The sequence below is a fragment of the Algoriphagus iocasae genome (assembly GCF_014206875.1).
In the GTDB taxonomy this organism is placed as follows: Bacteria; Bacteroidota; Bacteroidia; order Cytophagales; family Cyclobacteriaceae; genus Algoriphagus; species Algoriphagus iocasae.
This window is the reverse complement of record NZ_JACIJO010000001.1, coordinates 578,608-604,269: the sequence shown is the minus strand read 5'-3', so window position 1 is coordinate 604,269 and position 25,662 is coordinate 578,608. Positions and strand designations below refer to the sequence as shown.

At 39.9% G+C, this 25,662-nt stretch carries 21 protein-coding genes; 8 read left to right on the top strand and 13 right to left on the bottom strand.

Features of this window, described 5'->3' with window-relative positions; all coding sequences use genetic code 11:
* Nucleotides 1-65: 65 nt before the first annotated feature.
* Both FHS59_RS02580 and FHS59_RS02575 read left to right on the top strand, forming a co-directional pair.
* Nucleotides 66-932 carry a cation diffusion facilitator family transporter gene (locus FHS59_RS02580; protein WP_184492846.1) on the top strand — a complete coding sequence of 289 codons (867 nt, stop codon included), beginning with the start codon at nucleotides 66-68 and terminating at the stop codon, nucleotides 930-932.
* Between the two features lie 40 nt (nucleotides 933-972).
* Entirely contained in the window at nucleotides 973-1,680 is a 708-nt protein-coding gene (locus tag FHS59_RS02575) for a class I SAM-dependent methyltransferase (RefSeq protein WP_184492845.1), read from the top strand.
* Nucleotides 1,681-1,697: 17 nt separating this feature from the next.
* Here FHS59_RS02575 and FHS59_RS02570 read toward each other — a convergent pair whose 3' ends face one another.
* The 11 genes from FHS59_RS02570 to FHS59_RS02520 all read right to left on the bottom strand — a co-directional run bounded on the left by FHS59_RS02570 (nucleotide 1,698) and on the right by FHS59_RS02520 (nucleotide 16,330).
* On the bottom strand, nucleotides 1,698-2,117 hold the full coding sequence (locus FHS59_RS02570) for a nuclear transport factor 2 family protein (protein ID WP_184492844.1): 420 nt from the start codon (nucleotides 2,115-2,117) through the stop codon (nucleotides 1,698-1,700).
* Between the two features lie 64 nt (nucleotides 2,118-2,181).
* A complete protein-coding gene (locus FHS59_RS02565; protein WP_221444431.1) occupies nucleotides 2,182-3,267 on the bottom strand; it encodes a bile acid:sodium symporter family protein in 1,086 nt (361 codons plus the stop codon).
* A gap of 90 nt (nucleotides 3,268-3,357) precedes the next feature.
* Complete coding sequence (locus FHS59_RS02560; protein ID WP_184492843.1) at nucleotides 3,358-4,842, bottom strand: mandelate racemase/muconate lactonizing enzyme family protein; 1,485 nt, start codon at nucleotides 4,840-4,842, stop codon at nucleotides 3,358-3,360.
* Between the two features lie 111 nt (nucleotides 4,843-4,953).
* A complete protein-coding gene (locus tag FHS59_RS02555) occupies nucleotides 4,954-5,856 on the bottom strand; it encodes an RraA family protein (RefSeq protein ID WP_184494466.1) in 903 nt (300 codons plus the stop codon).
* A gap of 111 nt (nucleotides 5,857-5,967) precedes the next feature.
* A complete protein-coding gene (locus tag FHS59_RS02550) occupies nucleotides 5,968-7,245 on the bottom strand; it encodes a mandelate racemase/muconate lactonizing enzyme family protein (RefSeq protein ID WP_184492842.1) in 1,278 nt (425 codons plus the stop codon).
* 25 nt (nucleotides 7,246-7,270) lie between these two features.
* Nucleotides 7,271-8,206, bottom strand: a complete 936-nt coding sequence (locus tag FHS59_RS02545; protein WP_184492841.1) for an RraA family protein — start codon at nucleotides 8,204-8,206, stop codon at nucleotides 7,271-7,273.
* A gap of 60 nt (nucleotides 8,207-8,266) precedes the next feature.
* Nucleotides 8,267-9,784, bottom strand: coding sequence for a SusD/RagB family nutrient-binding outer membrane lipoprotein (locus tag FHS59_RS02540; RefSeq protein ID WP_184492840.1), 1,518 nt, complete (start codon nucleotides 9,782-9,784; stop codon nucleotides 8,267-8,269).
* A gap of 11 nt (nucleotides 9,785-9,795) precedes the next feature.
* Nucleotides 9,796-13,329: a SusC/RagA family TonB-linked outer membrane protein gene (locus FHS59_RS02535; RefSeq protein WP_246388266.1), complete on the bottom strand. Its 3,534-nt coding sequence runs from the start codon at nucleotides 13,327-13,329 to the stop codon at nucleotides 9,796-9,798.
* A gap of 43 nt (nucleotides 13,330-13,372) precedes the next feature.
* On the bottom strand, nucleotides 13,373-14,386 hold the full coding sequence (locus tag FHS59_RS23505) for a FecR family protein (RefSeq protein WP_184492839.1): 1,014 nt from the start codon (nucleotides 14,384-14,386) through the stop codon (nucleotides 13,373-13,375).
* Nucleotides 14,387-14,498: 112 nt separating this feature from the next.
* Entirely contained in the window at nucleotides 14,499-15,086 is a 588-nt protein-coding gene (locus tag FHS59_RS02525; RefSeq protein ID WP_184492838.1) for an RNA polymerase sigma factor, read from the bottom strand.
* Nucleotides 15,087-15,190: 104 nt separating this feature from the next.
* The gene (locus FHS59_RS02520; protein WP_246388265.1) at nucleotides 15,191-16,330 is read right to left on the bottom strand and encodes a DUF819 family protein; all 1,140 of its coding nucleotides are present in this window, start codon (nucleotides 16,328-16,330) and stop codon (nucleotides 15,191-15,193) included.
* Between the two features lie 135 nt (nucleotides 16,331-16,465).
* Between FHS59_RS02520 and FHS59_RS02515 the strand changes: the two genes are divergently transcribed.
* Both FHS59_RS02515 and FHS59_RS02510 read left to right on the top strand, forming a co-directional pair.
* Nucleotides 16,466-17,308: a VOC family protein gene (locus FHS59_RS02515; RefSeq protein WP_184492837.1), complete on the top strand. Its 843-nt coding sequence runs from the start codon at nucleotides 16,466-16,468 to the stop codon at nucleotides 17,306-17,308.
* 11 nt (nucleotides 17,309-17,319) lie between these two features.
* On the top strand, nucleotides 17,320-17,499 hold the full coding sequence (locus tag FHS59_RS02510) for a hypothetical protein (RefSeq protein WP_184492836.1): 180 nt from the start codon (nucleotides 17,320-17,322) through the stop codon (nucleotides 17,497-17,499).
* 149 nt (nucleotides 17,500-17,648) lie between these two features.
* Here the strand turns inward: FHS59_RS02510 and FHS59_RS02505 are convergent, their stop codons facing one another.
* Nucleotides 17,649-18,938: a glycosyltransferase family 4 protein gene (locus FHS59_RS02505; protein WP_184492835.1), complete on the bottom strand. Its 1,290-nt coding sequence runs from the start codon at nucleotides 18,936-18,938 to the stop codon at nucleotides 17,649-17,651.
* A gap of 125 nt (nucleotides 18,939-19,063) precedes the next feature.
* Nucleotides 19,064-20,518 carry an NADP-dependent isocitrate dehydrogenase gene (locus FHS59_RS02500; protein ID WP_184492834.1) on the bottom strand — a complete coding sequence of 485 codons (1,455 nt, stop codon included), beginning with the start codon at nucleotides 20,516-20,518 and terminating at the stop codon, nucleotides 19,064-19,066.
* Between the two features lie 210 nt (nucleotides 20,519-20,728).
* On the opposite strand from FHS59_RS02500, the gene FHS59_RS02495 reads away from it, so the two are divergent.
* From FHS59_RS02495 to FHS59_RS02480, 4 genes are all read left to right on the top strand, one after another.
* Nucleotides 20,729-21,514, top strand: coding sequence for an enoyl-CoA hydratase/isomerase family protein (locus FHS59_RS02495; protein WP_184492833.1), 786 nt, complete (start codon nucleotides 20,729-20,731; stop codon nucleotides 21,512-21,514).
* Between the two features lie 15 nt (nucleotides 21,515-21,529).
* Nucleotides 21,530-23,038 (top strand): polysaccharide biosynthesis C-terminal domain-containing protein, encoded by a 1,509-nt coding sequence (locus FHS59_RS02490; RefSeq protein WP_184492832.1) that lies wholly within the window; start codon nucleotides 21,530-21,532, stop codon nucleotides 23,036-23,038.
* A gap of 201 nt (nucleotides 23,039-23,239) precedes the next feature.
* Nucleotides 23,240-24,928 carry a tetratricopeptide repeat protein gene (locus FHS59_RS02485; protein ID WP_221444430.1) on the top strand — a complete coding sequence of 563 codons (1,689 nt, stop codon included), beginning with the start codon at nucleotides 23,240-23,242 and terminating at the stop codon, nucleotides 24,926-24,928.
* On the top strand, nucleotides 24,921-25,661 hold the full coding sequence (locus FHS59_RS02480) for a DUF4292 domain-containing protein (protein WP_184492830.1): 741 nt from the start codon (nucleotides 24,921-24,923) through the stop codon (nucleotides 25,659-25,661). The genes FHS59_RS02485 and FHS59_RS02480 overlap by 8 nt, the downstream gene beginning before the upstream one ends.
* Nucleotide 25,662 lies beyond the last annotated feature (1 nt).

Sequence of the window (25,662 nt, the reverse complement as noted above, 5' to 3'; positions counted from 1 at the left end):
CAGACCTTTGCAAAATCGGTTATCCTTTTTATAAACTGGATTCCGAGCATCTCTTTTAAAATAAAATGTCCAACCAGAATATCGCAGTAAGAACCGTAATTTTCAGCATGCTGGGAAATGTGGCTTTGGCCACTATCAAGTTCCTGGCTGGGATTTTTGGTAATTCTTATGCGCTGATCGCTGACGGAATCGAATCTGTCGTGGATATTTTTGCTTCTATATTGGTTTTAGTGGGTCTACGATACGCCCATCGACCTGCCGATGAAAATCATCCCTATGGTCACGGTAAAGCAGAACCCCTGATTACTTTTTTGGTAGTGGCGTTTTTGATCCTTTCTGCAGCCACCATTGCCTATCAGGCTATTCAACATATCAGGATTCCACACGAGCTTCCAAAAAGTTTTACCCTCTGGGTTCTGGCAGGAATTATTATTTGGAAAGAAGCATCTTATCAGATAGTCATTCGAAGAAGTAAAAAAATAAATTCTGACTCACTCAAAGCGGAAGCCTGGCACCACCGTAGCGATGCGATCACTTCCGTCGCTGCATTTATCGGTATCTCCATGGCTTTGTATTTAGGTGAAGGTTACGAAGTTGCTGACGATTATGCGGCTTTGGTTGCTGTTGTTTTCATCGTTTACAATTGTTACAAAATCTTCAGGCCTGCTTTAGCTGAGGTCATGGATGAAAACAATCATGAGGATATGATTGAAGAAATCCGGAAAATTGCCATTCAGGTAAAAGGTGTCAAAGGCACTGAAAAATGCTTTGTCAGAAAAGCCGGAATGGACTACCACGTCGACCTACATGCTTTGGTGGAAGGTCACCTTACAGTGCGAGAAGGGCATGATATTTCCCATGTTTTGAAAGATCGTTTACAAAAAGAAATGCCTGAGATCGGACATTTACTGATACATATTGAACCTTACTAAGAGATTTCTATTTTTAAATCTCTCAATATTCCCAATACCTATGAAAAAATCCTCTGTTGACGAAATACGAGCTCGATTTGACAATGATGTAGAAAGATTCTCCAACATCGAAACCGGGCAAATCTCGACCATTGATGCTCAAATATCTTTGGAACTCATCACTGAAGCCGCAAAAAGAATCACTCCAAATGCAACCCAACTTTTAGATGTGGGGTGCGGAGCAGGAAATTACACCATCAAAATGCTTTCAAAACTTCCCAATCTACACTGCACTTTGGTGGATTTAAGTCTGCCTATGTTACAAAAAGCAGAGGAGCGAGTAAGTAAGGCAACCACTGGTAAAATCAGAACAGTTCAACAAGATATTCGCGAGGCAAAATTGGAAGATCATGGCTTTGACATCATTTTAGCGGGAGCTGTTTTGCATCATTTGAGAGATGATGAAGATTGGGAGCAGACATTTACTAAGCTTTATCATTTATTAAAACCAGGGGGTTGTTTGATGATTTCAGATTTGATCACACAGGAAAACCCGATCCTTGATGCTTATACTTGGGAGCGCTATGGAGACTATTTGGAAGACATCGGCGGCAAAGAATATCGCCAAAAAGTCTTGGATTATGTGGACAAGGAGGACTCTCCAAGATCCATGAGTTATCAATTGGAACTGATGAAAAAAGTAGGATTTAGCAGCACAGAGATCCTCCACAAAAACATGTGCTTCGGCGCTTTTGGCGGAATTAAATAAGAATAAAATCCAATCTTTTAAGGAAGCTTGTAGGCTTGTCTGGCGAGAAGCTTCCAACTTCCTTTTTCCTTTTGCCAAACTAGCATCACACCGATTTTGATAGGATTCACTTTATCTCCTTCTACCACATCCGCCACTAAATAATGGCGAACAATTCCAATATTTTTTTCTACCATAATCTTCTGATCTTCAAAAGAAACAGAAGCAAAATCTGATTTGCCAGAAACAAGTGCTTCAATAAATTGATCTTGATTTTCTAACGCACCACTGGAATGACCATAGGTAAGCGAAGTAGAACTTAGCTCTTTTAAAGCTGCTTCAGTAGGATCAATTAAAGCGAGCCTAAGTTTTTCAACCTGATTTTCTAGGTCTTTTTCAGTTTGTGCGAAAGTGCAAAAACTACCAATAAAAAAAGCGAGAGTTAGTAGGGTTTTCATTGTATTGATCTGGAGTAAAATGGAATAGAAATTTCTGTGAATTTTTAAAGGGTTATACCTTGATTTAGCCTTCATCTTTAATAGGCTTTTTGTGCCAATAGGAGGCCAAAATAGACCCTGACACATTCATGAATGGACCAAAGACCGCAGGAGCAAGGCCGACGGTCGCAATTTTCCCCATTTCTTTGGCAATCCCGGAAGCGAGACCTCCGTTTTGCATCCCAACTTCAATCGCAATTGTTCTACAATCTTTTTCATCCAATCTAAACAAACGGCTTGCCCAATATCCCAACATATAGCCGGCAAGATTGTGAAAAACCACCATCAAAATCAGCAAAGGACCAATGTCCAACAAACTATCTCTTCCTGCTGCCACGATTACTACCAGAATAAGTGCAATGGCGGCCATAGAGATAATCGGCATTAAATCATCCAACCATTTCGCTTTCCCACGTAGGAAATAATTAAAAATCAAACCAGCTCCAATCGGAATGATGACCATTTTCACAATACTAAACATCATATCCACCACGTCAATCGCTACAAATTCTCCCGCTAACCAACCCATCAGGTAAGGCGTAACAAAAGGTGCCATCAAGGTGGTTACAGAGGTTACTGTAATAGAGAGAGCCAAATTTGCCTTCGCCAAATAACTCATCACATTAGATGCCATTCCACTTGGGGAGCAGCCAATCAGAATCATTCCTGCGGCAATTTCCGGTGGAAATCCACTGATTTTCGCAAGTGTATATCCAATAAAAGGCATAATAGAAAACTGGCAGAGAACTCCAATCAAAACACCTTTGGGCATTTTAACCACTCCAAGAAAATCTTTGACGCTCATGGAAGTTCCCATTCCAAACATGATCACTTGTATCAATGGAACGATGAGTGCACTGAATTTAAACCCATTGTACTCAATGAAATATTGCGGGAAATAGAGGGCAATTGCCACTGAACCAAATATTATCATCGAAAAAGCGTACCCTCTTAAATTGGGATTGCCTAAAAATGATATGGCGCAGATAAAGAAAAATCCGATCCATAAAAAGCTTGCATTTTCGATACCAGAAAATATGCTGGTTGCAATAGCCGCAAGAAGTAAAACAAGGGAAAGGATTGAGAGTGCTTTGGTGATTTTAGGGTTCAAAATGCTGGTATTTTGGGTGGTATTGAAATTTAATCTGAAAGCTTGCCAATTCACAAGCTCTCAGATATTTCTTTTTAAATAATCCTGATTTTAACTGTAGGTTCTGTCATGTGAACGCTTGTCATTCCACATGTCAGTTGGTGCAAAATAAGAATTGTCAGAAGGATGAAGATGAGCTTTCACTACCTCTTCATTCAACTCGATTCCTAATCCAGGAGCATCCAGCGGTACAGGAGCATATCCTTTATCAATCATTTTTCCTCCACCAGTCATAGTCACCAGATCTTCCCACCATGGGACATCGACAGAGTGATGTTCCAGTGCCAAGAAATTCTGAGTTGCCGCAGCGCAATGAACATTTGCCATAAATGAAACCGGAGTACCCGCTTGATGCATGGCCATGGAAATTCCTTTTTCTTCAGCATAGTCAGCAATACGTTTTGTTTCCAAAAGACCACCAGAAGATGCCAAGTCTGGATGCACAATATCCACTGCATGGTTATCGATCAAATCTTTGAAATACTGAAGCAAGTAAATATCCTCGCCAGTCGTGGTTGGAGTATTAAGTGCAGTGGTAATGGTTTTATGCTGCTCCCACATTTGCCAAGGTACCATATCCTCAAGCCAGGCTAGTCTATATTTATCCAAAGCCTGACCTAGTCTGATACAGTTGTTCAAATCAAAATGTCCATAATGGTCTGTGGAAAGTGGAATCTCATATCCAACCATTCCTCTCACGTGGTCTACAATCTTGGCAAGTTCATCCAGTCCTTTTTCAGTAATTTGAACTCCAGTGAATGGGTGAGCAGTATTTGCATAGGACATGTATCCACCTTGCCATTGACTTTTGCCCATTTTAAAAATCTCAGGATTGACAATGCAGCCTGGAATATCCATGATTTCCCCAATGGAAACATCCATTTTCAGCCAAGTATATCCTTGCTCTTCAGTTCTATATTTGATGAGTTTCATCTGCTCTTCTGGAGAGCTTGCCTCAGGAGTATCTGCATATAATCTTACCGAATCCCGATATCTTCCTCCAAGCAATTGCCAAGCAGGAACATTATATGCTTTCCCGCAAAGATCCCACAGGGCCATTTCTACCCCGCAAACTCCTCCCGCCTGACGGGACTGGCCACCAAACTGCTTAATGATTTTGAAGATTTTTTCCACGTTACATGGATTCTCACCTAAAATACGGCTCTTCAGCATCAAGGCATATTTTGGATCCGCTCCATCTCTTACTTCCCCTAACCCATAAATCCCTTGATTGGTATCTATTCTAAGAATGGCCGTACCACCCATCACAGCAGTATGGGCATATCTCAAATCCGTAATCTTAAGATCTGAAGGAGCTGAAGCCCTTCGAACATTTTTGGTGGTTTCAGCCATGGTATCTTCAATACTCAGTCCCATCAAAGCTGAGAGACTCAGACCCCCCAGTGCAGTTTTCTTCAAAAAATCTCTTCGATTGTCTTTTGTCAAAGGATTATCAATCTCGGCTTGGCGCTGAGCAACATATTGCTGCTCTCTGATTTTATTTTTTTCAATAATGTCTTTTAAGGTATTTTTCATGGTATTCCGGGTTAATGTTAGATCAATATGATTGAAGGCCAGTTAGCTTTTAACCAGCAAAAATGAGTCTGGACAAGGCATTTTCACTTTCCCAGATTCACTCGTAAAAGTTTAATAATTTCTCTCCTTCAGATAGTTATCCAGTTCTTCTTTGGTCATTGGGAGTTTACCAGGATAGTTATTCAACCAATCCAAAAAGTCCTTCTTGATTTCCTCTGTCCATTGACTGTCGATTTGTCCTGCAAGGTATTTTCCTTCCCGAAGTCTCTGATGACCAAACTCATCTCTCAGGCCAGTAACTTCAGAAGTCAACACCAAGTCCTCCACCAAATAGGCAGGAATGAATATCACTCCATACTTTTTAGCCAACACCACATCTCCAGGAAGAACAGTAGCGCGACCGATTCTGATTGGAGCGTTAATGGAGGTCAACATCATTTGTTGAATGTAAGATGGATCTTGACCTTTCATCCAGGCATTAAATCCTTCAATTTCAGATAGACCTTCCTGGTCTCGAACTGAGCCATTGAAAACTACTCCTCTTTGGGATTTTGCGTAGATAGCATTCCCCAAATTATCTCCTATGAGCGTACCGTCAGCAATTTTTCCATAGCCATCCGCCACATAAACATCACCATTTGTTAGAATATCGATCGGCCAGGAATTCGTCCCACCTTTTGGAGATCTTCCTTCATTTTCGACTCCTTGATCCTTCACCTGTTTTTCCAAATCAGGTCTCAATGGCATGTATTGGGCGGTAACAACTCTACCGGTCATCGCCTCATCCGGAAGCATTATTTGCCAGTCACCTTCGTATTGATTCTGATATCCTTTATTCCGCAAAACTCCCCAAGCTTCTTCTATGGATATGTTTTTTAATCGCTCAAGGATGGAATCAGAGACTTTTGGCCTTCCGTCAGGAAATCTTTCTCCTGTCCATTGGGAAGTCAAAGCCTTGATATATTCTGGTGAGGCTCCCACATTCTGCGCTTTTACCTTCCCAAGAGGAAGCATCAATATGGATGAAAGTGCAAAGACATATAAAAAGCCTTTTTGTAAAAATTTATTAGTCATAGGGAATGTTGGGTTTTAAGGTTAAAATTTAGGGTAACTGATTTCTATTGTTTATTCAAAAAATGGAATCCCAGGAACGGCATGTTTTTTCATTCCTTCCTCATTGATTTCCACTCCTATCCCAGGTTTTTCTGAAAGAGTAATGAAGCTGTTTTCAGTCCTAGGTCCATCGTAAGTCACGATATCCTTCCAAATCTCATCTTTGTCCATATAGATCTGCCACTCCATAATCTGGAAATTTGGAACTGAAGCACAAACATGGCAGCTAGCCATAGCTCCAAGGAAAGAGGCAACCATATGCGGTGAAAACGGCACATAATAGAGGTTTGCCAAATTGGCAATTCGCTGAGCCTCACCTAAGCCACCGGCTTTTTGTAAGTCAGGCATGATGATGTCCAAAGCTCCATCGGAAAGAAGTTTTGTAAAACCATAGGCGAGATAAATATTCTCCCCAGCACAAATCGGTGTGCTTGTCTCCTGAGTTATATGCTTATAAACTTCCGGGTTATCAGCAGGAACTGGTTCTTCGAGCCACATCAGATTCAAAGGCTCATACATTTTCGCCATTTTCATCCCGGTTACTGCATCATATCTGCCGTGCATATCCACACAGATATCTATGTTTGGACCAACTTCCTCTCTTACCGCTGCGATGGCATTATACATTCTGTCAATTTCAGCTGGGTTGGCCGTCCAATTAAACCGATCGTATTTATTTGGATCTCTCCCATTATCTACATCGAATTTCACGGCATTATATCCCCTGTCCACTGCATCCCTTGCCGCAGCAGCATAATCCGAAGGTTCTGGATTAGTAGTAGCATAAAGTGCAGTATCGCAATACACACGGATTTTATCCCGGAATTTTCCTCCCAAAAGTTGGTAAACCGGAACATTAAATACTTTCCCAGTAATGTCCCAAAGTGCCGTCTCTATCGCCGTCAAAACAGCTACAAAAACGCCGGACTGAGCACCTCCAAAAAAGGATCCCTTTCTCAATTGTTCTGCAAGTCGGTTTGGATTGAGCGGATTTTGACCCTTGATCTGATTGCCGAGTCTTTTCACCAGATAATAAGATCCATGAATGGCATCTACAGCTTCGCCACAACCCCAAACGTCTTGGTTGGTATAAATTTTAACGTACACAGCGCCGCGGACAAAGCCACATTTGACATCTGTGATTTTTAAATCTGATGGGTTGGAATAATTGTTTTGTTTTTGAACTGCTGCTTGCAATCCTTGGCCAAAGCTGGTCATTAATCCAGCTCCGGTTAATCCAAGAGCAGCTCCTTTTAGTAGGAATGATCTACGAGATTTTTTGTTAGTCATAATAGGTATTGAGTTTACTGATAGGTTACCAGGTTCTTTTCTTTAAGATTTCCTGAATTTGTTCTCTGGCAATTGGAAGTTCATCGATATGGTCATTTAACCATTGGGAAAAATCTTTCTCAATTTCATCAGACCATCTGGTATCGATTTGTCCTGCTGTATATTTTCCTTCTCTCAATCGCTCATGGCCAAACATATCGCGAAGGCGAACCACTTCTGAAGTAACCACTACTTTTTCGGCCAGATGCGCCGGAATAAAGGATACTCCACCATCTCTTCCCAAGACCACATCACCTGCCATCACAGTTACTTGATGAATTCTAGTGGGTTTATTGATGCCTATCAACATGGTATTTAAATCACCTGGTTGATTATGATGAGATGGATGATAGCTTGAAACATAGGAGGTAAATGATCCGATTTCTTTCAATCCTACAATATCACGGATAGCGCCATCATAGACGATTCCGTTTCCTGACTTGGCATAAATGGCATTGCCCACATTATCTCCAATGGTAGGACCTCCATTATGAATTCCAAATTGATCTACTACATAGACATCTCCAAGCTGTAATAAATCTACAGGCCAGGAATTCTGTCCACGTTTCCCCTCTTTCTTTCCTCTTTCATCGATAGCATCATGGATATCAGGTCGCCCGGGCATAAATGTGGCTGTCAACGCTCTTCCCACCAAGACACTGTCTGGATTAATGGTCAAGCCCCATCCATCAGCATATTGATATCGATAGCCTTCATTTTTCATTACAGCCCAAGCCTCATCATGTGTTACCTCCTTCATTCTTCGGAGTATATCATCAGATACTTTAGGCCGACCATCTTCAAACCGCTCTCCGGTCCATTTTTGGGTAAGAAAAAGCATTTCTTCTTTAGAGATCTGCTGAGCGAAAGATTCTATCACAAAAAATGATAGAACTAGTAGGATTATATAGGTTTTTGTCATTTTGGAATATAACTAATATTAAAAAAACCGAGTTTGGAAATTCCAAACTCGGTTCTATTTTTATTTATCCCACCAAACTTTTGTAGCTAAGTTATCAGGACCCTGCGAAGATATCGCAGCATTTACATTTTCCGAATTGACAGAAATTTCTGAATTCGGATAGGTCAATCGATTAATAAAATCAACTTCTTTTCCTGGGAATGGATTTGTGTCTAGGATTGGATATCCAGATCGACGGAAATTTGCAAATGCTTCCGGACCATTCATGAAAGAAGAAATCCAATACTGCGTATTGATTTGTTCCAAAGCTTTGGAAGCATCAAAAGGATTCGCTGCTAGATAAGCATCAACTTCATCGGAAGGAATTGCTGAATTTTCATCGACGAAACCCAACTGCTCCATATGAGCCCTTACGCCAGCATTATAGTAGGATTCAACATCCCCAGTCGTGATCCAGCCTCTATGTCTGGCTTCTGCGAGCAACAGGTTATTTTGGGAGGCAGTAACGAGGAAGTTTGGCGCTGTGTTTTTTGCAACCCTTCTTCTATCTGCCTGAGCAAATTCGTAGAAACTGGCCAATCCAAGATCTGAAGCTGCTTTGACAGCTCCAGCATTGTCATTTCCCATTGGCATACCAACATGTACACTTGCGTCGTAAGTACCGCTTGCAACTGTTTGTTCAGGACCTGACTTTGCTCCTACATAAGTAATAGCGATAGCAGAAAGTCGAGGGTCATTTTTGCTTCGCAAATAATCCACAAATGGAGCAGTCAAATAAAAGTTAGATGCTTCTGTGGAATTAAGAAGGTTACCGATTGTATTGGTGTAGTTAGGATCATGCAGAATCACTGCATTCTGATCATTGGATAAAATCACACCTCCCTGAAATGCCGTTTGGACAATTTGTTGGGCTTTACCGGCATCCACTTCACTTAATCTCATACCTGCTCTTAGCAATAGAGAATAGCCAAAGCTTTTCCATTTATTTAAATCACCAGCATACAAGATATCCGCTGTTTCCACTCTTCCAGAAAGATTCAAAGCGGATGTTGCTTCAGTCAGTTCTTTGATTAGGTCCTCATAAATAGCTTCCTGAGAATCATAGACAGGAAGATAAACTTGTTGGGAATATCCTTGACCACCTTCGAAATAAGGAATACTACCGTAATCGTCCGTCAAAACCATAAATGCAAAAGCCTGTATGATTCTGGTCATCTGAAGAAGATTGGATCTCTCAGGTTGATCTTGGATCCTATTGATAACGTCACGGGTATTTTTGATGACGTTTCGATAATATCCCTGCCATAATTCCTGTGTGGCATTCCTATTATCCTGATTGTAATTTGCTCCTGTCAATACTCCTGAGTTAGGAGAAATAATCTGCTGAACAACTCCAATGTCGTAGATCAGACTACCATTGGGATAAGCACAGCCCACGATTGCAGCATTCAATTGGAATGCAGGGTCTATGGAAGTAGCAGAAACTTTATTGGTATTCAGCTCATCGAAATTGCTATCACAAGAAATCACTAAAGCTGCTGCAACTAAAAACGATATATTAATAAGTAACTTTTTCATGTCTCTGGGGCTTAAAATTTGACATTAAGATTAAATCCTAACCCTCTGGTAGAAGGTAAGCCTGTAGATTCCATACCGACCAAATTATCCGAAGAATATCCGAACGATTCGGGATCTATGTTATCAACCCATTTCTTTAGCATGAGTACATTATTCGCAACAAAATTGAGTTTGACGGATTTGAAGGGCTGATTTGCAGGCAGATGTTTCGTGAAATCATATCCCAAGGTGATCTGCCTCAATTTCCAGTAGCCTCCATCATAAATAACAGGCTCTACCAAAGCTTGAGATCTTACCACTTCCCAATAAGATTGAACTGGTGCTACTGCGGTATTGATTTCCCCGGCTTCGTTTACTCCATCTCCGACAACGCCACCTTCTCTACCTTCCAAGGTCATTTTATGCAAACCATGTCTTACAGCATTGAAGTTGGTTCCCGAAAGCATGATGTTGCCTAACTTAAAGTCAATCAAGAATGAAAGCATGATGCCTTTGTAGTTAAAGGAGTTTGTAAAACCTCCAACCCAGTTTGGCAAAGCACTTCCATAATTAACCAGATCTGGGGTTCTCAATGGAATTCCATTTGCTCCGAAAATTTTACGGCCTTGCTCATCTCTTCTGTATCCGAAACCTGCAACCTGTCCCATTTCCATTCCCACAATCTGACGGAGCTCACCATTGAAAACGTGAGTTCCAACAGTGATTCTTTCTCCAGGCTGGTCAGTCAATAAGCTCAAAACTTCTGTGATGTTATAAGCAGCATTCATCGAAGCTTCCCAAGTGAAATCATTGCTTTCAACAGGAACCACAGTCAAGAGCATTTCCACTCCTTTGTTTTCACTCTTTCCACTATTAATAGAAGTATTGACAAAGCCAGAGGCGTCAGAAATCTGTGCACTTACGATCTGATCGGTAGTCAACTTTCTATAAAGTGCCATGTCTAAACTCACCCTGCTTTGGAACATGCTCAATTCAAAACCAATTTCCGCCTCACCGATTCTCATAGGTCTTAGATTCGGGTTTGGTAAGTTGGTGCCGTTTGGTCCTCCTACAGGCTGACCACCGAATAGGTTATTATTGATTCCGTAGAAAAGCACATTGGAATAAGCCCCAACGTCAGCATCACTACCCACCTCAGCATAGGCTGCTCTTATTTTTCCGAAATTCAACCAACCGGTGGTATTCAGGTTTTCATGGAATACCCAGCTCGCAGAAACAGATGGATATAAAATGCTTCGGTTTTCTTTAGAAAGAGTGGAGAACCAGTCATTTCGAACAGTACCTGTCAAGAAAAATTTATCCTGAAATGATAATTCTGCAGAACCGTAAAGTGAATTCACTGCTCTTTCATTTAGATCATAAAGAGGATCTTTGGCTCTGCCGTTTTGAACCGTATACAAGTCTCGAACTACAAAGTCGGTCACCTGGACGCTGTTCAAATCCGATCTTCTTTGCATGTGGTTACCACCGAAGTTTACATTCACTCCCAATTCACCAAACTTCTTGTTTGCATTAATTAAGAAGTCTGTGTTGATTTCTCTAAATCGTCTTTGTTCTTGCGTGTAGACACCATTGACAAAACCTGCCGGTGCTGGGGCTCTCGAAGCTTGACCTGTTGGGAAGTTGTTGTAGTCCTGGTCCCTGCTCCAGTAATCCTGTCCAACTCTACCTTGCACAAATAGCCAATCAGTCAGGTAATATTTCAGCGCAATATTTCCAAAAATTCTATCTCGCTTAATGTTTTGGAACTGATCAGAAAGAGTGAAATATGGATTAGTTCTATTTCTGAATCTTGAATAAACAGCTTCATTTCCATTAGCATCGTAGCGGTTATCTCTCAGCACATCCAGCGGCATGGAGTTAGCCATGTTGTAAAGTGCTACTGGAATGGTGTTATCCTGCTGACCAATGTTAGGTGGGTTTTCATTATCCTCATGAGAATAATTGAAATTACCTCTAAAGCTAAATTTAGGACTGAGGTTATAAGCAAAACCTAAATTGATTGTCTTTCTGTTATAAGTATTGTTAGGAACAATACCCTTGCTATTCAGATCAGAAAAAGATAAACTCATTCCACCTTTATCACTGGAAGTTGCCAAAGTGATGGAATTTGTCACATTTTGACCATTTCTGAAAAATGCCTTCACTCTACCTCTAATAGGCTCATAAGGAACAGTTACTCCGTCAAAAAGTACTTGAGTCATTCCAGGCTGGAATTTCTCACCAAATGACCATTGACCAGAAGTAGGATTTGGGGTCGTAGGTCTTACACCTTGTTCTCCCTGACCATATTCGTATTGGTAATCAGTAAAATCAAGAGGAGCTTCATTTGTGTAATTCAGGTTATAAGTAACTCCAATTCCTTTGGAATCATTTTTACTCTTAGTGGTGATCATGATAACCCCATCTTTTGCTCTTGATCCATACAAAGCCGCAGCTGCTGCACCTTTCAAAATTGTCATGGTTTCCACATCATCCGGATTTATACTGGACAAACCGTCACCACCATCTGATGTATTTCCTCCTCCTCTGACACCGATACTGCTATCTGAGGCATTGTTTCCTGGATTCGAACCAAAGTTGGTGTTATCAATCGGAACACCATTTACTACAATCAATGGGTTATTTTGACCAGAAATGGAAGACTGGCCTCTGATTCTGATTTTAGAAGTACCACCTGGACCGGAACCTAAAGCCGAAATGCTTACACCTGCGACTTTCCCTTGCAAGGCATTCATCACATTTGGTGTTCTGTTGATCGAAAGCTCATCTGAGTGAACTGTGGAAGTGGCGTATCCAAGGCTCTTGGCTGATTTCTCAATTCCCAAAGCAGTTACTACGACTTCCTCCAGATTGCTTTCATCCACTTCCATCTGAACATTTATGACAGACTGATTTCCTACCACAATTTCCTGATCCACATATCCGACAAATGAGAAAACCAATACTGAGTTTTCATTTTCAACATTTATCACATAATTACCCTGTGCATCAGATACAGCTCCTGTGGTCGTACCTTTTAAAAGAATGTTGACTCCAGGAAATCCACTGCCATTTTCATCGGTTATTCTACCACCGATTTCGACTCTTCTTTTTTCTACTTTCGCGTTTTCTATTCCACTAAAAGTGCTTCCTCCGTTAATCTTGTTTGAAGCTGGAAAAGAATTTACCAAAACCGTTTCCTGGCTGTTGAGAGATGGAACCTGACTCGGCTTTTTCTGAGAAATAATATAAAATCTTTCACCGGCCTTATCGTATTTCAGACCAGTACCTTGGAGTAGGACAGTTAATGCCTGCTCCACAGATTCAAATGAATCCATTTTTGCTCGTGTCTTCTTTGCCTTCACGATTTCATCCTGATAGGCAATAGAAACCTGGAACTCTTGCTCAAGCCAATTCAGGCTTTGTTGCAAATCAAGAAAAGTTTTGCTGGCTTTTCCAGCAGTGTTAATAGTCTGCCCTGACGCAATCAGGTCTGTGACTTGCGCATTCGCTTGCCACAAAACCGAGCAGCCTATACACATGAACAGTAATAGCTTTTTCATGTTTAAAGGGGTTGAGGTTATTTTGGGAAAAACTCATTTTGGGTTATTTAATCAGGTACTTGTTATTTTCTTTCGTTAATTCCACATTGAAAATCAATGCGATCTGATGTAAAAATGAATCTGCATCAGATAGAGGCATAGAGCCAGAAGCGGTAAGATTTAAGGCTTCTTCATTTTGGACCTCGATCATCACTCCATAGTTCTCTTTAGCCATTTTCACCATATCCGATAGGCTGGTTTGATCGAGATTTAAAATATTGTCTTTCCAAGAGGTATAAAGGGAGGTATCCACACGCTCTTTTTGGAATTTATTGTCTTTAAATTTTACCAAATCACCAGGCTCCATGACGATTTTACCTTCCTTATCTTCGACAGGAAAACTCAATGTGACCAAACCGGAATTCAGAATCACTTCAGTTTCTTCAGATCGGTTGTAAACATTGAATTCAGTTCCTAACACCTCTATCGTTACGCCTTTGGAACTTAACACTCGAAATGGCTGGTGATCTACTTTATGTACCACATCAAAAAAAGCTTCACCCTCGATCATGATTTCTCGGGAAGTCTGCTTCTCCCAGTTATCGTAATAACTGAGCTTTGAATTCGCATTTAAGATGACTTTGGAACTATCGGGAAGGTTGATTTCAAGCTTCTCACCATAACTGGTCACAAACTCCACCTTTTTTGGAAGAGTAATCATCCAATATGCTGAAAGAGTCAAAACAAAAAGCGCCAAGATCCCAGCAGCAATTCTCCAAGGAAATCTCCTTGGTTTTTGGGTTTCAAAAGTCTTTTTTGGCAATTGAACATTTTCTTGAATCTGGCCCCAAACAGTTTTCAGTTCATTGGAGGACATTTCAATTTTTGATCGCTCTATGGAGAGGACCAATTCTCTGGCTTCATCTAAAAGCTGAATTTTTTCAGGATTTGATTTCATCCATCTCATCCAAAACTCATCCTGTTCCGGAGAAGGATAAAGAACCCATTCTTTGAAAAAAGAATCAAATGTAAAATCTTCTAAAGTAAATTTTTCGTAATCTGGATGAATGTAACTCACACTATCTGAATTTGGGTTTCAGATATTAGAGTCCTAAGTGTTCAATTCCTCATCATTATTTTTCACTTTTTTTTAAAAAAGTTTTAAATGAGAAGTACTCTTTTGTTAAAAATCAGATTTTACTCTTCATCAACTTCAGGGATTTTGAAAGAAGATTGTGTGCAGAGGCTACACTTATACCCATCATGGATGAAATCTGGGTATAATCCATTCCATTAAAAAATCGAAGTATTAAAATTTCCCTTTGTCTTTTGGAAACCTTTCCAAGGGCTGATTTTACGATAGATTCATTTAAAACAGATACATCTGCTTCAATGATTTTTTCTTCAACCGACAAATCACTCTCTAAAAATGTGTCTTCAGGCTCATCTGTGAATTTCCTGCTTTTATTGATTGATTTCACCAAGCTATTACGGAAAGATTTGAAGAGATAATATTTGACAGAGTCCACATCAGTTAAAGAATTTCTCTTTGTCCATAGCCAAGTAAAAAGCTCCTGAATACAATCTTTTACTATTTCCCTATCGTAGCAAATATTCATTCCATAATTAAAAAGTGGGTTTGCATACCGATTATACAAACTGGAAAAAGCCAAGGTATTTCCTTTTGCCAGACTCCTCCAAAGAGTCTTATCATCAGCTTGGCTATCTTTAGATGCCTTTTGAGATTTAGAAGTAATAAAATTTATGCTATTGCTCATTTACAAAACAAATACCTCGTAAAACAGCAATTAAATTAGCTAAAATTTTGATATAGGTCAAAAAACATAGATTTATTTATTTTCATCTAAGGCTCAAAGGTTCATTAACCCAACACTCCCGCGATAAAAAATCCAGCGTAAGTTCCCAAGGCATTCCCGAGGCTTCCTACTAAAATCCCTGGGATCAATAAGTCAGGTCTATTCAGGCTTTCGGCAGCTGCCAAAGCAGTTGTATTTCCGCCAACATTCGCCTGGGAGGCAACTGTGACTATATCCCAGTCAATTTTCAATATGGCTCCCAAACCATAAATCACTAGACCATGAACCAGCACTAAAATCCCAACAAAAAGTATCAGGGGACCTGCAAGACTCCCTAAACCAGCAAGTGTATTTAGATCACAAAGGGTACCGATTACTCCAAGAAAAATTAAAATCAAAAAGAATCCAATAGTATGAGTTCCTCTTACCTTTTTGATCATAGGCATTTGCGCCATCACCAAAGCAATAGTGGTCAAAGTAATAATTTCTGGAATAGCCGGATAGAAATGACTAAGGGCTTTGGAAAGAGCCATCGCTATAAAAGCCAATCCGAATATTGTTGCTAATGAAGCAATTGAAATGGATTCCTGGGTCTTTATTTCTCCCAATTCACCATTGGGAGGAAGAAGCTTTTTATGAGGGAAGAGTTTCTGCAAATACTTTGGAAGAAGTAAGGTAATTACTATCCAGGGCGTGCCGATTAGATTATCTACCACAGTGGTTGCGGCAAACAAATCGGCATTTTCATTTATCTGGTAAGAAAGAGCTACTGCGTTAAAATTGATACTTCCTCCGATATAAGTACCTGTATACATCCCAGCGATCGCATTTGCCAACGGTCCGATTTTAACTGCAGGATTTACCACAAACCAGGCTACCAAAACGCCTATTATTGTCCCTAATGCTCCAATTCCAAACATCAAAAGAATCGGAAAACCTGCACTTTTCACACTTTTCAAATCCACATCAAGTAGGGCTATGAAAATCCCCATTGGAGCTATATAGACAAAAACTGCGGTGTAAATAGGATGACCAGAAGTGGCAGTAGGGATGATACCGATATTAGCTAAAATCCCACAAAGAATGATGACGATAATTGGGGTACCTAAAGACCTCCCAATCTTATTTTTGCTTAGCCAGAAGGAAATCAAAACCGCAAAGCAGAGCATCCCACTAACGTAAATCGGGTCCTGGATCCAACTCATCTGGGAAAATAGAAAAAAATATCTTCTCTCTTCGAAAAAATCATTACCTACAAGAAACTGAAAATTAAACTCCTTCTATAAATCTCTTTTAAAATTAAGCTATCTTAATTGTTCACAACATTTTTACCTATTCGAATGAAAAAAATTCTAACTCTTATTTTCATTGCCTGCCTAGGATATGCCTGTACACCAGGAGCAACCCCTCCCATCGCATCTCAAATTGGAGAGAGCACCTATACACCAGGCAGAGTGGTTTGGCATGACCTTGCCTCTCCCGACCCAGAAGCTTCTTCCGCCTTTTACGAATCAGTTTTCGGCTGGACAACTGTCCCATATGGGGATGGTAATAAAAAAGTCTGGGTATTCAAACAAGGAGACAAACCTGTAGCATTGATGGCTTATTACAAAACCGAAAATGGGTCCGGGGAATGGATTGGTGCTATTTCTGTTCCAAGTGTATCGGAAGCTACAGCTAAAGCAAAAACTCAAGGTGCGAAAATCGTCAAAAAAGCGATGGAGGTAGATAACAGAGGTACAATTTCCTTTTTGCAAGATCCACAAGGAGCAAGTATTTCATTAATCAAACTCAACAACGGCGATCCAGAACCAGGATTAGCGGAAATGAACACTTTCCTTGGCCAGGAACTCTGGACAAATGATGTTTCACAATCCACCAATTTTTATAAGGAAGTAGTAGGGTATTCTACAGAAGAAATTGACAACCAAAAAGTGCCTTATACTATTTTCAAAATGGGCGATATGAATTGTGCAGGCATGCTTCAAAGCCCAGCTCCAGACGTCAGGTCCCATTGGGTTCCTTATATCAGAGTCGCAAATTTGGATGAGACAATCTCAAAAGCGAAAAATGCCGGAGCAAAAGTATTAATCGAACCAAGTCCAGATATCAGAAATGGAAGCGTAGCTTTATTGATGGATCCTACCGGCGCACCTTTGGCAGTTCAAGTTTATAACCCTTAATCAATGAAAAGATGAAAAAGAAATTAATCATGTTTGGCTTAATCATTTCTGCATCCCTTTTGGTTACAGCCTGCTCAAATATGTATGTATCAGGAGGCGTGGGAATGAGCTACTATGGAGGCCCTTATGGAGGAGTCAGAATGTCACCGTCAATCAATGTTGGAATGTATGGCGGTGGAATGAGATGGTAAACACCTGTAAATAAAACTTTTGGAGATCCTAAACGGCTTAGATTTTACTGTTTAGGATCTCATTATTTTTTATAAAAAAACCTACGAATTTTTTGAATTATTTATTCGATTTTAAAGCTGCTTTTAACGAATCATCCATTCTGGACAAATCAAGAAAGGGAACCTGCATCAAGAAATTTTGCTAATTGGAAACTTAAATTTTTACGGGAATATTGGTCAATAGAAGGCATCTGTTCACCCGTTCCTTCCGATTCAAAATGCTTTCGGAGACAAAGCTGAAGCCCCACATGATCCTCAAAAGAAATCACTGGCGCCGCTCCCACAGCTTTCAAGATTTTGGAAGAATCTCCATCTGGATCACCTAAAGCAATAACCGGTATTTTGGTTGCTAAATATTCAAATAATTTACCGGGAATATTCCCTTGAGCATTTTTCGTATTAGTCAAAATCAACACTAATAAATCCGCATTACTATAATAATTAAAAACCTCCTCATGTGACACATAACCTGAGAAATGAACGTGCTTTTTTAACCAAGAATCCGAAGCTATTTGCTCTTGAATCTGATCGCTAACCCTTCCTACAAAAGTAAAATTCACTTCTTCTTTCATAGGTTTGAATTCCTCTCTCATCGCATGTAGCAAGGGCATTGGGTTTCTGATCGAGTCAATTATTCCAGAGTAAACCAAGTTTAGACTTTTGGGTTTTTTGGGTTTTACATTGAAGTCAGAAGGAATATCGGCAGGATCAAACCCATTAGTTAGCAGTTCGATTTTTCTATCTGCCAGCTTATTTAAGTCCTTTTGGAAAGTCGGTGAAATAGTCGTCACCACATCTGCTTCTTTCAATACGGATTTTTCCATCTGAGCATGCTTTTTTTTCACATAAGACTGCATGGGTAACTTGTCCAAAAACTCCCATTGAGACCAAGGGTCCCGAAAATCTGCCAGCCAAAAAACATCCGTTTTTCTCTTCAGATCTCTTCCGATCAAGTGCATGCTATGAGGAGGCCCTGTAGTAATAATGGCATCAAATTGTCCGTTTCGAATCAAATCTGTCAAAAACTTAACAGATGGTTTCACCCAAAAAACCCGGGGATCAGGCACCATCAAATTTGCTCGAAGCCAAATTGCAGCTTTCTCTATCCAGCCCTGTTCTTTTTGTTCCAAAACCCGACCGGGATGCGTTTCTTTTTTTCCACGCAACTTATCCAAAAGCTGGTAAGGCTCCCAAATTGGGAATTTTATCACTTCTAATTGGGGAGAAATTTCTTCAGACAGACTTTCATCTTTGAGATCAAAATCAGGATTTTCGGGAGTAAAAATAACTGGCTCCCAGCCTGCTTCAGGAAGGTATTTTGCGAATTTCAGCCATCGCTGCACTCCGCTGCCTCCACTTGGCGGCCAATAATAGGTAATGATTAAAACTTTTTTGGACATAATTTAAGTACCTCTACTCAACACAAAGTACCAAGTAGCAGGCCATAAAATCAAATTTGTAAAAAAGAAAGGGATCTGGTTTCCCAAATCCCTTTCAAAATAATATTCCGAACTTTCTGTTCTTCTTATTCTCCTTGAGAAAGTGAATATCCTCTCACTCCATCAAATGAGTATAAATTTTCTGTTTTGATAAAATCAAATCCATTTGCATCAATTTGATTCAACAATTCAGTCACAAGAGAATGCTTGATTGAAGACATCTCAGCATTTTGGAATCTACATCTCCAGTGGTCTGTACAGAATGTTTCTTTCATTCCTCCAGGGAATACTTTGATCCCGCGATTGGTGATCAATTGCAACTGCAATCCATCCACGTTCAACTGACGAAGTTTCTCTCCTAGGACTTGTGGGTCTCTTCCACTTTCATCCCAATCCAAGAAAACATCCACACCGATCAATTCCTTCTTTTGCTTTGGTCTTTCAGAAACAAAGATATTCATCGGCTCAGTACTCTCTTTGTCAAAAGAAGCAGGAATCATCTTAGCTGGAACCTGACCGATTCTCTCGATCACTGCATTTGCAAATTCCTCAGTTCCAACTTTTTTAGATGAAAGTCCTTCCTGATAAATATCTCCAGTATGGATTCCATCTTCCAAAGTTTTCATCCATGCATTAGCAACTTTCTCCGCAACCTCTGGCTGACCGATATGTACCAACATCATGATTGCTCCATTCAACAGACCAGAAGGATTTGCAATTCCTAATCCAGTGATATCTGGTGCAGAACCGTGTATCGCTTCAAACATAGCTACTTCTTCACCTACGTTTGCAGAACCACCCAATCCAACAGAACCAGTTACCTGAGCAGCCACATCAGAAATAATGTCACCATACAAGTTTAAGGTCACAATCACATCAAACATTTCAGGTCGATCTGCGATCAAAGCAGTACCGATATCAATGATTTTGTGATCAGTCTGGATATCTGGATATTCTTTTGCTACCTCGTCAAAAGTTTTATGAAAAAGACCATCGGCAATTTTCATGATATTATCCTTGGTCATACAAGTCACTTTCTTGCGACCGTATTTTTTAGCATACTCAAATGCGTAACGGATAATTTTCTCAGAACCTGGCTTGGAGATCAATTTCAGCGACTGACAAACTTCCTGAGTCTGTCTGTGCTCGATTCCAGAATATAAATCCTCTTCATTTTCTCTGATAATCACCAAATCCGTTTTCGGGAAATGTGTTCTGATAAAAGGAGAAAATGCTTTGCAAGGTCTAACGTTTGCGTATAACCCGAATGAAGTTCTGGTAGTTACATTCAATGATTTGAATCCACCACCTTGTGGTGTGGTGATAGGCGCCTTCAAAAACACCTTGGTTTCTTTAAGTGACTCAAACGCACTTGGCTCCATACCGGAGGAAATCCCTTTGAGATAAACCTGCTCACCGATTTCGATGACATCGTATTCTAATTGAGCTCCAGCAGCTTCTAGGATTGCCAAAGTTGCTTTCATGATTTCAGGACCGATCCCGTCACCATAAGCCACTGTGATTTTTCTTTTTGAAGACATAATATAATAGTGGATGTAGTTAAAACTGAATTTGCCACAAAAGTAATAAAAATGGCTGAGGGAATTTTGGGTATAGAAAATTAAGATAAATCCTTTGAAATAAAACCATTTAAAACTCAAGGCTCTCTCGGTTTCATGGATTTTTCTAAGTCACAAAATTTGGGATTGGCGACCCTGCTTGTATATTTGTTTTAAACAGAAAGACGTTTTATGGCTGAATACAATAATATTCTGACAGAGGTAAAAGAAGGCATTCTTTATTTGACCGTCAACCGGGAGGAAAAAATGAATGCATTGAACTTCGCAACCCTTGAAGAGTTGAAGGCAATTTTCGAAGAAGTTGCTGACAGCAAATCAATCAAAGGAGTTATTATCACCGGAGCTGGGGAACGTGCTTTTATAGCAGGTGCCGACATCAGTGAAATTGCCGAATTGAACGAGGTAAATGCCAGGAAATTCGCTGAAAATGGGCAGGAAATCTTCAGTACCATCGAAAATCTCCACAAACCCGTTATCGCTGTTACCAATGGATTTACGCTTGGCGGTGGATGTGAATTGGCTATGGCCTGCCATATGAGAGTTGCTTCCGCAAATGCCAAATTTGGTCAGCCAGAAGTGAACTTGGGTATTATACCAGGCTATGGCGGCACGCAAAGACTGACAATACTCATCGGTAGAGGTAAAGCAAATGAGTTGATGATGACAGGAGACATGGTCGATGCGAATGAAGCTTTATCGCTAGGGCTTGTCAATCATGTATTACCTACCAAAGCTGATGCAATCGCAAAAGCCGAAGAAATTGTAGCCAAAATAATGAGCAAGGCTCCATTGGCAATCGGCATGATTATAGATTGTGTAAACGCAGTCTATCTATCCGATGAAAATGGATTCCAAACAGAAGCCAATTCCTTTGCCCGTTGTGTTAAATCTGGTGATTATAAAGAAGGAACCACTGCATTTCTTGAAAAGAGAAAACCAAATTTCAAGGGAGAATAACCGATTTTCTCCCTTATGAGCAATTTCAAAAAACTTGCCGGACAAACCGCAGTTTATGGCCTAAGCAGTATTCTAGGCAGATCTATTAATTTTTTAATGATTATCGTGTACACCGAATACCTCACAAAAGAGGCTATGGGGTCGTTCACGAGTATTTATGCCCTCATCGGGTTTATGAATATTGTCTTCACCTATGGGATGGAGACTACTTTTTTCAGGTATTCTACCGGTAAAAATCTTGACCCAAAAAGGGTTTACAATTCCACTCAATCCTTGCTCCTCACCAGCACAGTTGTCTTGGGATCAGGATTATTCCTGCTTGCCCCATGGCTTGCTGAATGGCTGGAATACCCAGGCCAATCCTATTTATACAGATGGACTGCATTAATTCTATCCTATGATGCGATTTTAGCTATCCCATTTGCCAAGCTGAGACTGGAAAACAAAGCCTTGATCTTCGCTGGTGCCAAGATATTTAATATCCTCCTTAACATTTTTTTCAACCTCCTCCTGATCATTGGTTTTCCTTATTTTATCACAAATGGGGTGATTCAAGATGGTTTTCTAGGGTATAGATCTGATTGGGGAGTCGAGTACATTTTGCTTTCTAACCTTCTAGCCAATGGATTGATAATTCCATTTGTTTGGTGGAAAGCAGGATTTTTTAAATTCAAACTGGAAGGGGAAATCATCAAACCTATGTGGGTTTATTCGATTCCTCTGCTATTTATGGGATTAGCTGGAGTAACAAACGAGCTATTTTCCAGATTCCTCTTTGAATACGTCCTTCCCCCAAATTTCTATGCAGGCCTATCGTCCAGAGAGGCCGGAGGTATTTTTGGAGCGAATTTTAAACTCGCGATTTTGATGAATCTGGTCATTCAAGCATTTAAATATGCTGCCGAACCTTTTTTCTTCAAACAATCCCAAGACAAAAACTCCCCTCTACTTTATGCAAAGGTGATGCATGCTTTTATCCTGTTTTGTACCCTGTTGATGATTGCGATCTCTGTCAATCTGGAATGGTTAGGCCCATTATTTTTAAGACAACCTGGCTACTCTGAGGGGCTTTTTATAGTGCCTACACTTTTGATGGGGTATTTGCTTTTAGGAATTTATTTCAATCTCTCTATTTGGTTTAAAATCACTGATCAGACCAAATATAGTTTCTGGATTACTTTGGTTGGAGCGATTATCACAATAGCCATTATATTCATTTTTGTTCCAATTTGGGGTTACATGGGTGGTGCGCTCAGCACGATAAGTTGCTACTTTGTGATGTGCTTGCTTTGCTATCTTTATGGCCAAAAATATTATCCTATTCCCTATCAGACAGGCAGGGGTATTTTTTACTTACTAATTTCCTTTGGAATAAGCTACGGGGGATTTTATCTGGATTTAAATAATCCGTTCTTAAATTTCCTAGCAAAGAATAGCCTCATTCTCCTTTTCGGATTGATTATTTGGATGTTAGAAAGGGATCAGATCAAAACTTACCTAAAGCCAAAAACTAAGACCACTTAAGTAAAATAATAGTGCTTTTGGGATCAATTTTGACAAAAAGTCGTTATGCATCTACTGGATAGATTAACGCAAAGTCAATCTGTCTTATCCTAAACTCAAATACCTGCCAAATTCCATAAAAGGCATTATGTTTGTATTCTTAAGCAGAACACTCCAATTCACGTGATTTTCAATAGATTTCTTCTAATATCATTCTTCCTATTGTTCAGTGCATCAATAGGATTCTCTCAGGAAAAGCTTTCTAAAAAGGAAAGAAAGGCTCAGGAAACTGAAGCCAAAGCTACGCGCTATTATATCGAGGGAGAGAAATACCTCGTACTTGGGGAATTAGACAAGTCCTATTTTTATTTACAAAAAGCACTTGAATTCACTCCAGAAGAGCCTGCAATCAATTATAAAATTGCTGAAGTTTTACTTCGAGGGAATAAACCAGAAAAAGCACTTCCTTATGCAGAAAAAGCAGCTAACCTGGATATTGAAAATAAGTATTACGCCTTAATGGTAGCTGAAATTTATACCAATTTAAAGCAACCTTTGAAAGCGGCTGAGATTTTAGATCGATTGACAGCGGATGGAGAAAATAATCAGCAGTATAACTTAGATTTAGCTTCAATTTATCTGAATGCTGGCGAGTATGACAAAGCTTTGATAGCACTGGACAGAGCTGAGGAATTTTACGGAGTAATGGAACCTGTCACTACTCAAAAACAAAGAATCTACCTTAAAAACAATAACCTTGATAAAGCCATTGAGGAAGGAATGCGACTGATTGAAGCAAAATCAGGCAATCCAGATTATGTGCTCAATTTGGTAGAAATTCTTTACAACAATAATCGATTGGATCAGGCATTGGATTTGGTCAACACCGAAATCTCCAAGTTTCCAAACCAGCCAGAATTGCATATGGCAGCCTATACTTTACAAAAAGAAAAGGGAGAAATCGAACTTTCTGAAAAATCAATTATTACTGCTTTCTCAAATCCTGATTTAGACCCTATGGTAGAATCTCAGGCATTTGAATCCATTTTTAACGAAATGCAGACTTCCGAAAGGGATTCGCTTTTGAACAAATTAGAAAGGTTAATGCTTTTAAATCACCCTCAGGTTGCTGCAGTTTTCTCAGCCATTGGCAAAAGGCGAATGAAAGCTGGAATGAAGGAAGAAGGGATTGAAAACTTCAAAAAATCACTTCAGGTTGATCCGAAAAATGCAGAGTTATTGGAGCAGGTAATCACCAATTCTTTTGGGGAGAGTGCTGATTTTGCCGAAGTGGAGAAATTCACCATCATGGGTGTCGATGAATTCCCAGAACGACCAGAATTTTGGTTTTATGACGGCGTGATTAAAAATGCCATGAAAAAGGATTCTTCGGCTGTGATCTCTTTAGAGAAATCAATGAATCTGAATGCTGGTAAAAACATTGGTTTGGATCAGGCTACTTATGGTGCACTCGGAAATGCCTATTACAATTTAGGAGAGAAAAAGAAGGCCTTCGAAAACTTTGATATGGCCGTAAAACTCAATCCAAACGATGAGCAGGTTTTAAACAATTATGCCTATTTCCTTTCCCTGGAAAAACAAGATCTTGAGAAAGCTAAATCCATGTCAGAAAAAGTTGTTAAACGATTTCCAAATAATGGCACTTTCCTTGATACACATGCATGGGTTTTGTTCCAAAGTGGAGATTACGAAGGCGCTAAAAAATACATGGATCTAGCCATGGAGCATGAAGCAGAGCCTAGTGGAGTGATGTTGGAGCATTATGGAGACATTTTATATCATTTAGGGAATAAATCTGAAGCAATCAGTTATTGGAAAAAAGCTGAGAAAAGCCCGGAAGCCTCAGATAAACTTCCCCAAAAAATTAAAGAAGGCAAATACCATGAATAAGCTTTTTGCAGGATTGACAATTCTGTTTGCTATTGGATTTTTATCGAGCTGCGCAAAGAAAAATGTAGCCTACCAAAGCAGCGGAAAGATGGAAGACTTTTCTCCGATTTATAATGATTATGATTTCCTTTCTGCAAAAGCTAAAATCGTCATCGAAGAGGAATCAGGTAAAATCACCAGAGGATCTTTAAATCTCCGCGCAAAAAAAGACAGTGTATTATGGTTTACTGTTTCTCCTGGTTTGGGGATGGAGGCTGTCCGCGGTTTGATCACTCAGGAGAAAATTCAGATTAAAGACCGAATCGGTAAGGAAGATGTCAATCTAACTTTCAAAGAATTTGAGACGATTTATGGTCTCAAACTATCATTAGAATTATTTCAAAATTTGCTTTGGGCAAACCCTCCCACTCCATTTGATTATAAGGACCGGTTAATTCGAGTAGGTAAGTCATTTGAACTCACACAGGTGCGAGATCAGGTTCGTTATTTCAGCAAGGTAGATGTGAACTCCAGAAAAGTTTCAGAATTGGTCAGTAACTCGCTAGATGATAGAGGATCTTTACTTGCCAGTTTCCCCAACTTTCAGGATGTAGAATCACAGCCTTTCCCTCTGGAAGTATTGTATAAATTAGCCTACCAATTACCGGAAGGCAGTCAAAATACGATAATAAATTTGGAGTGGAATTCAATCGAACCACATTCTAATCCACTTTCTTTCCCATTCAGATTTTGAT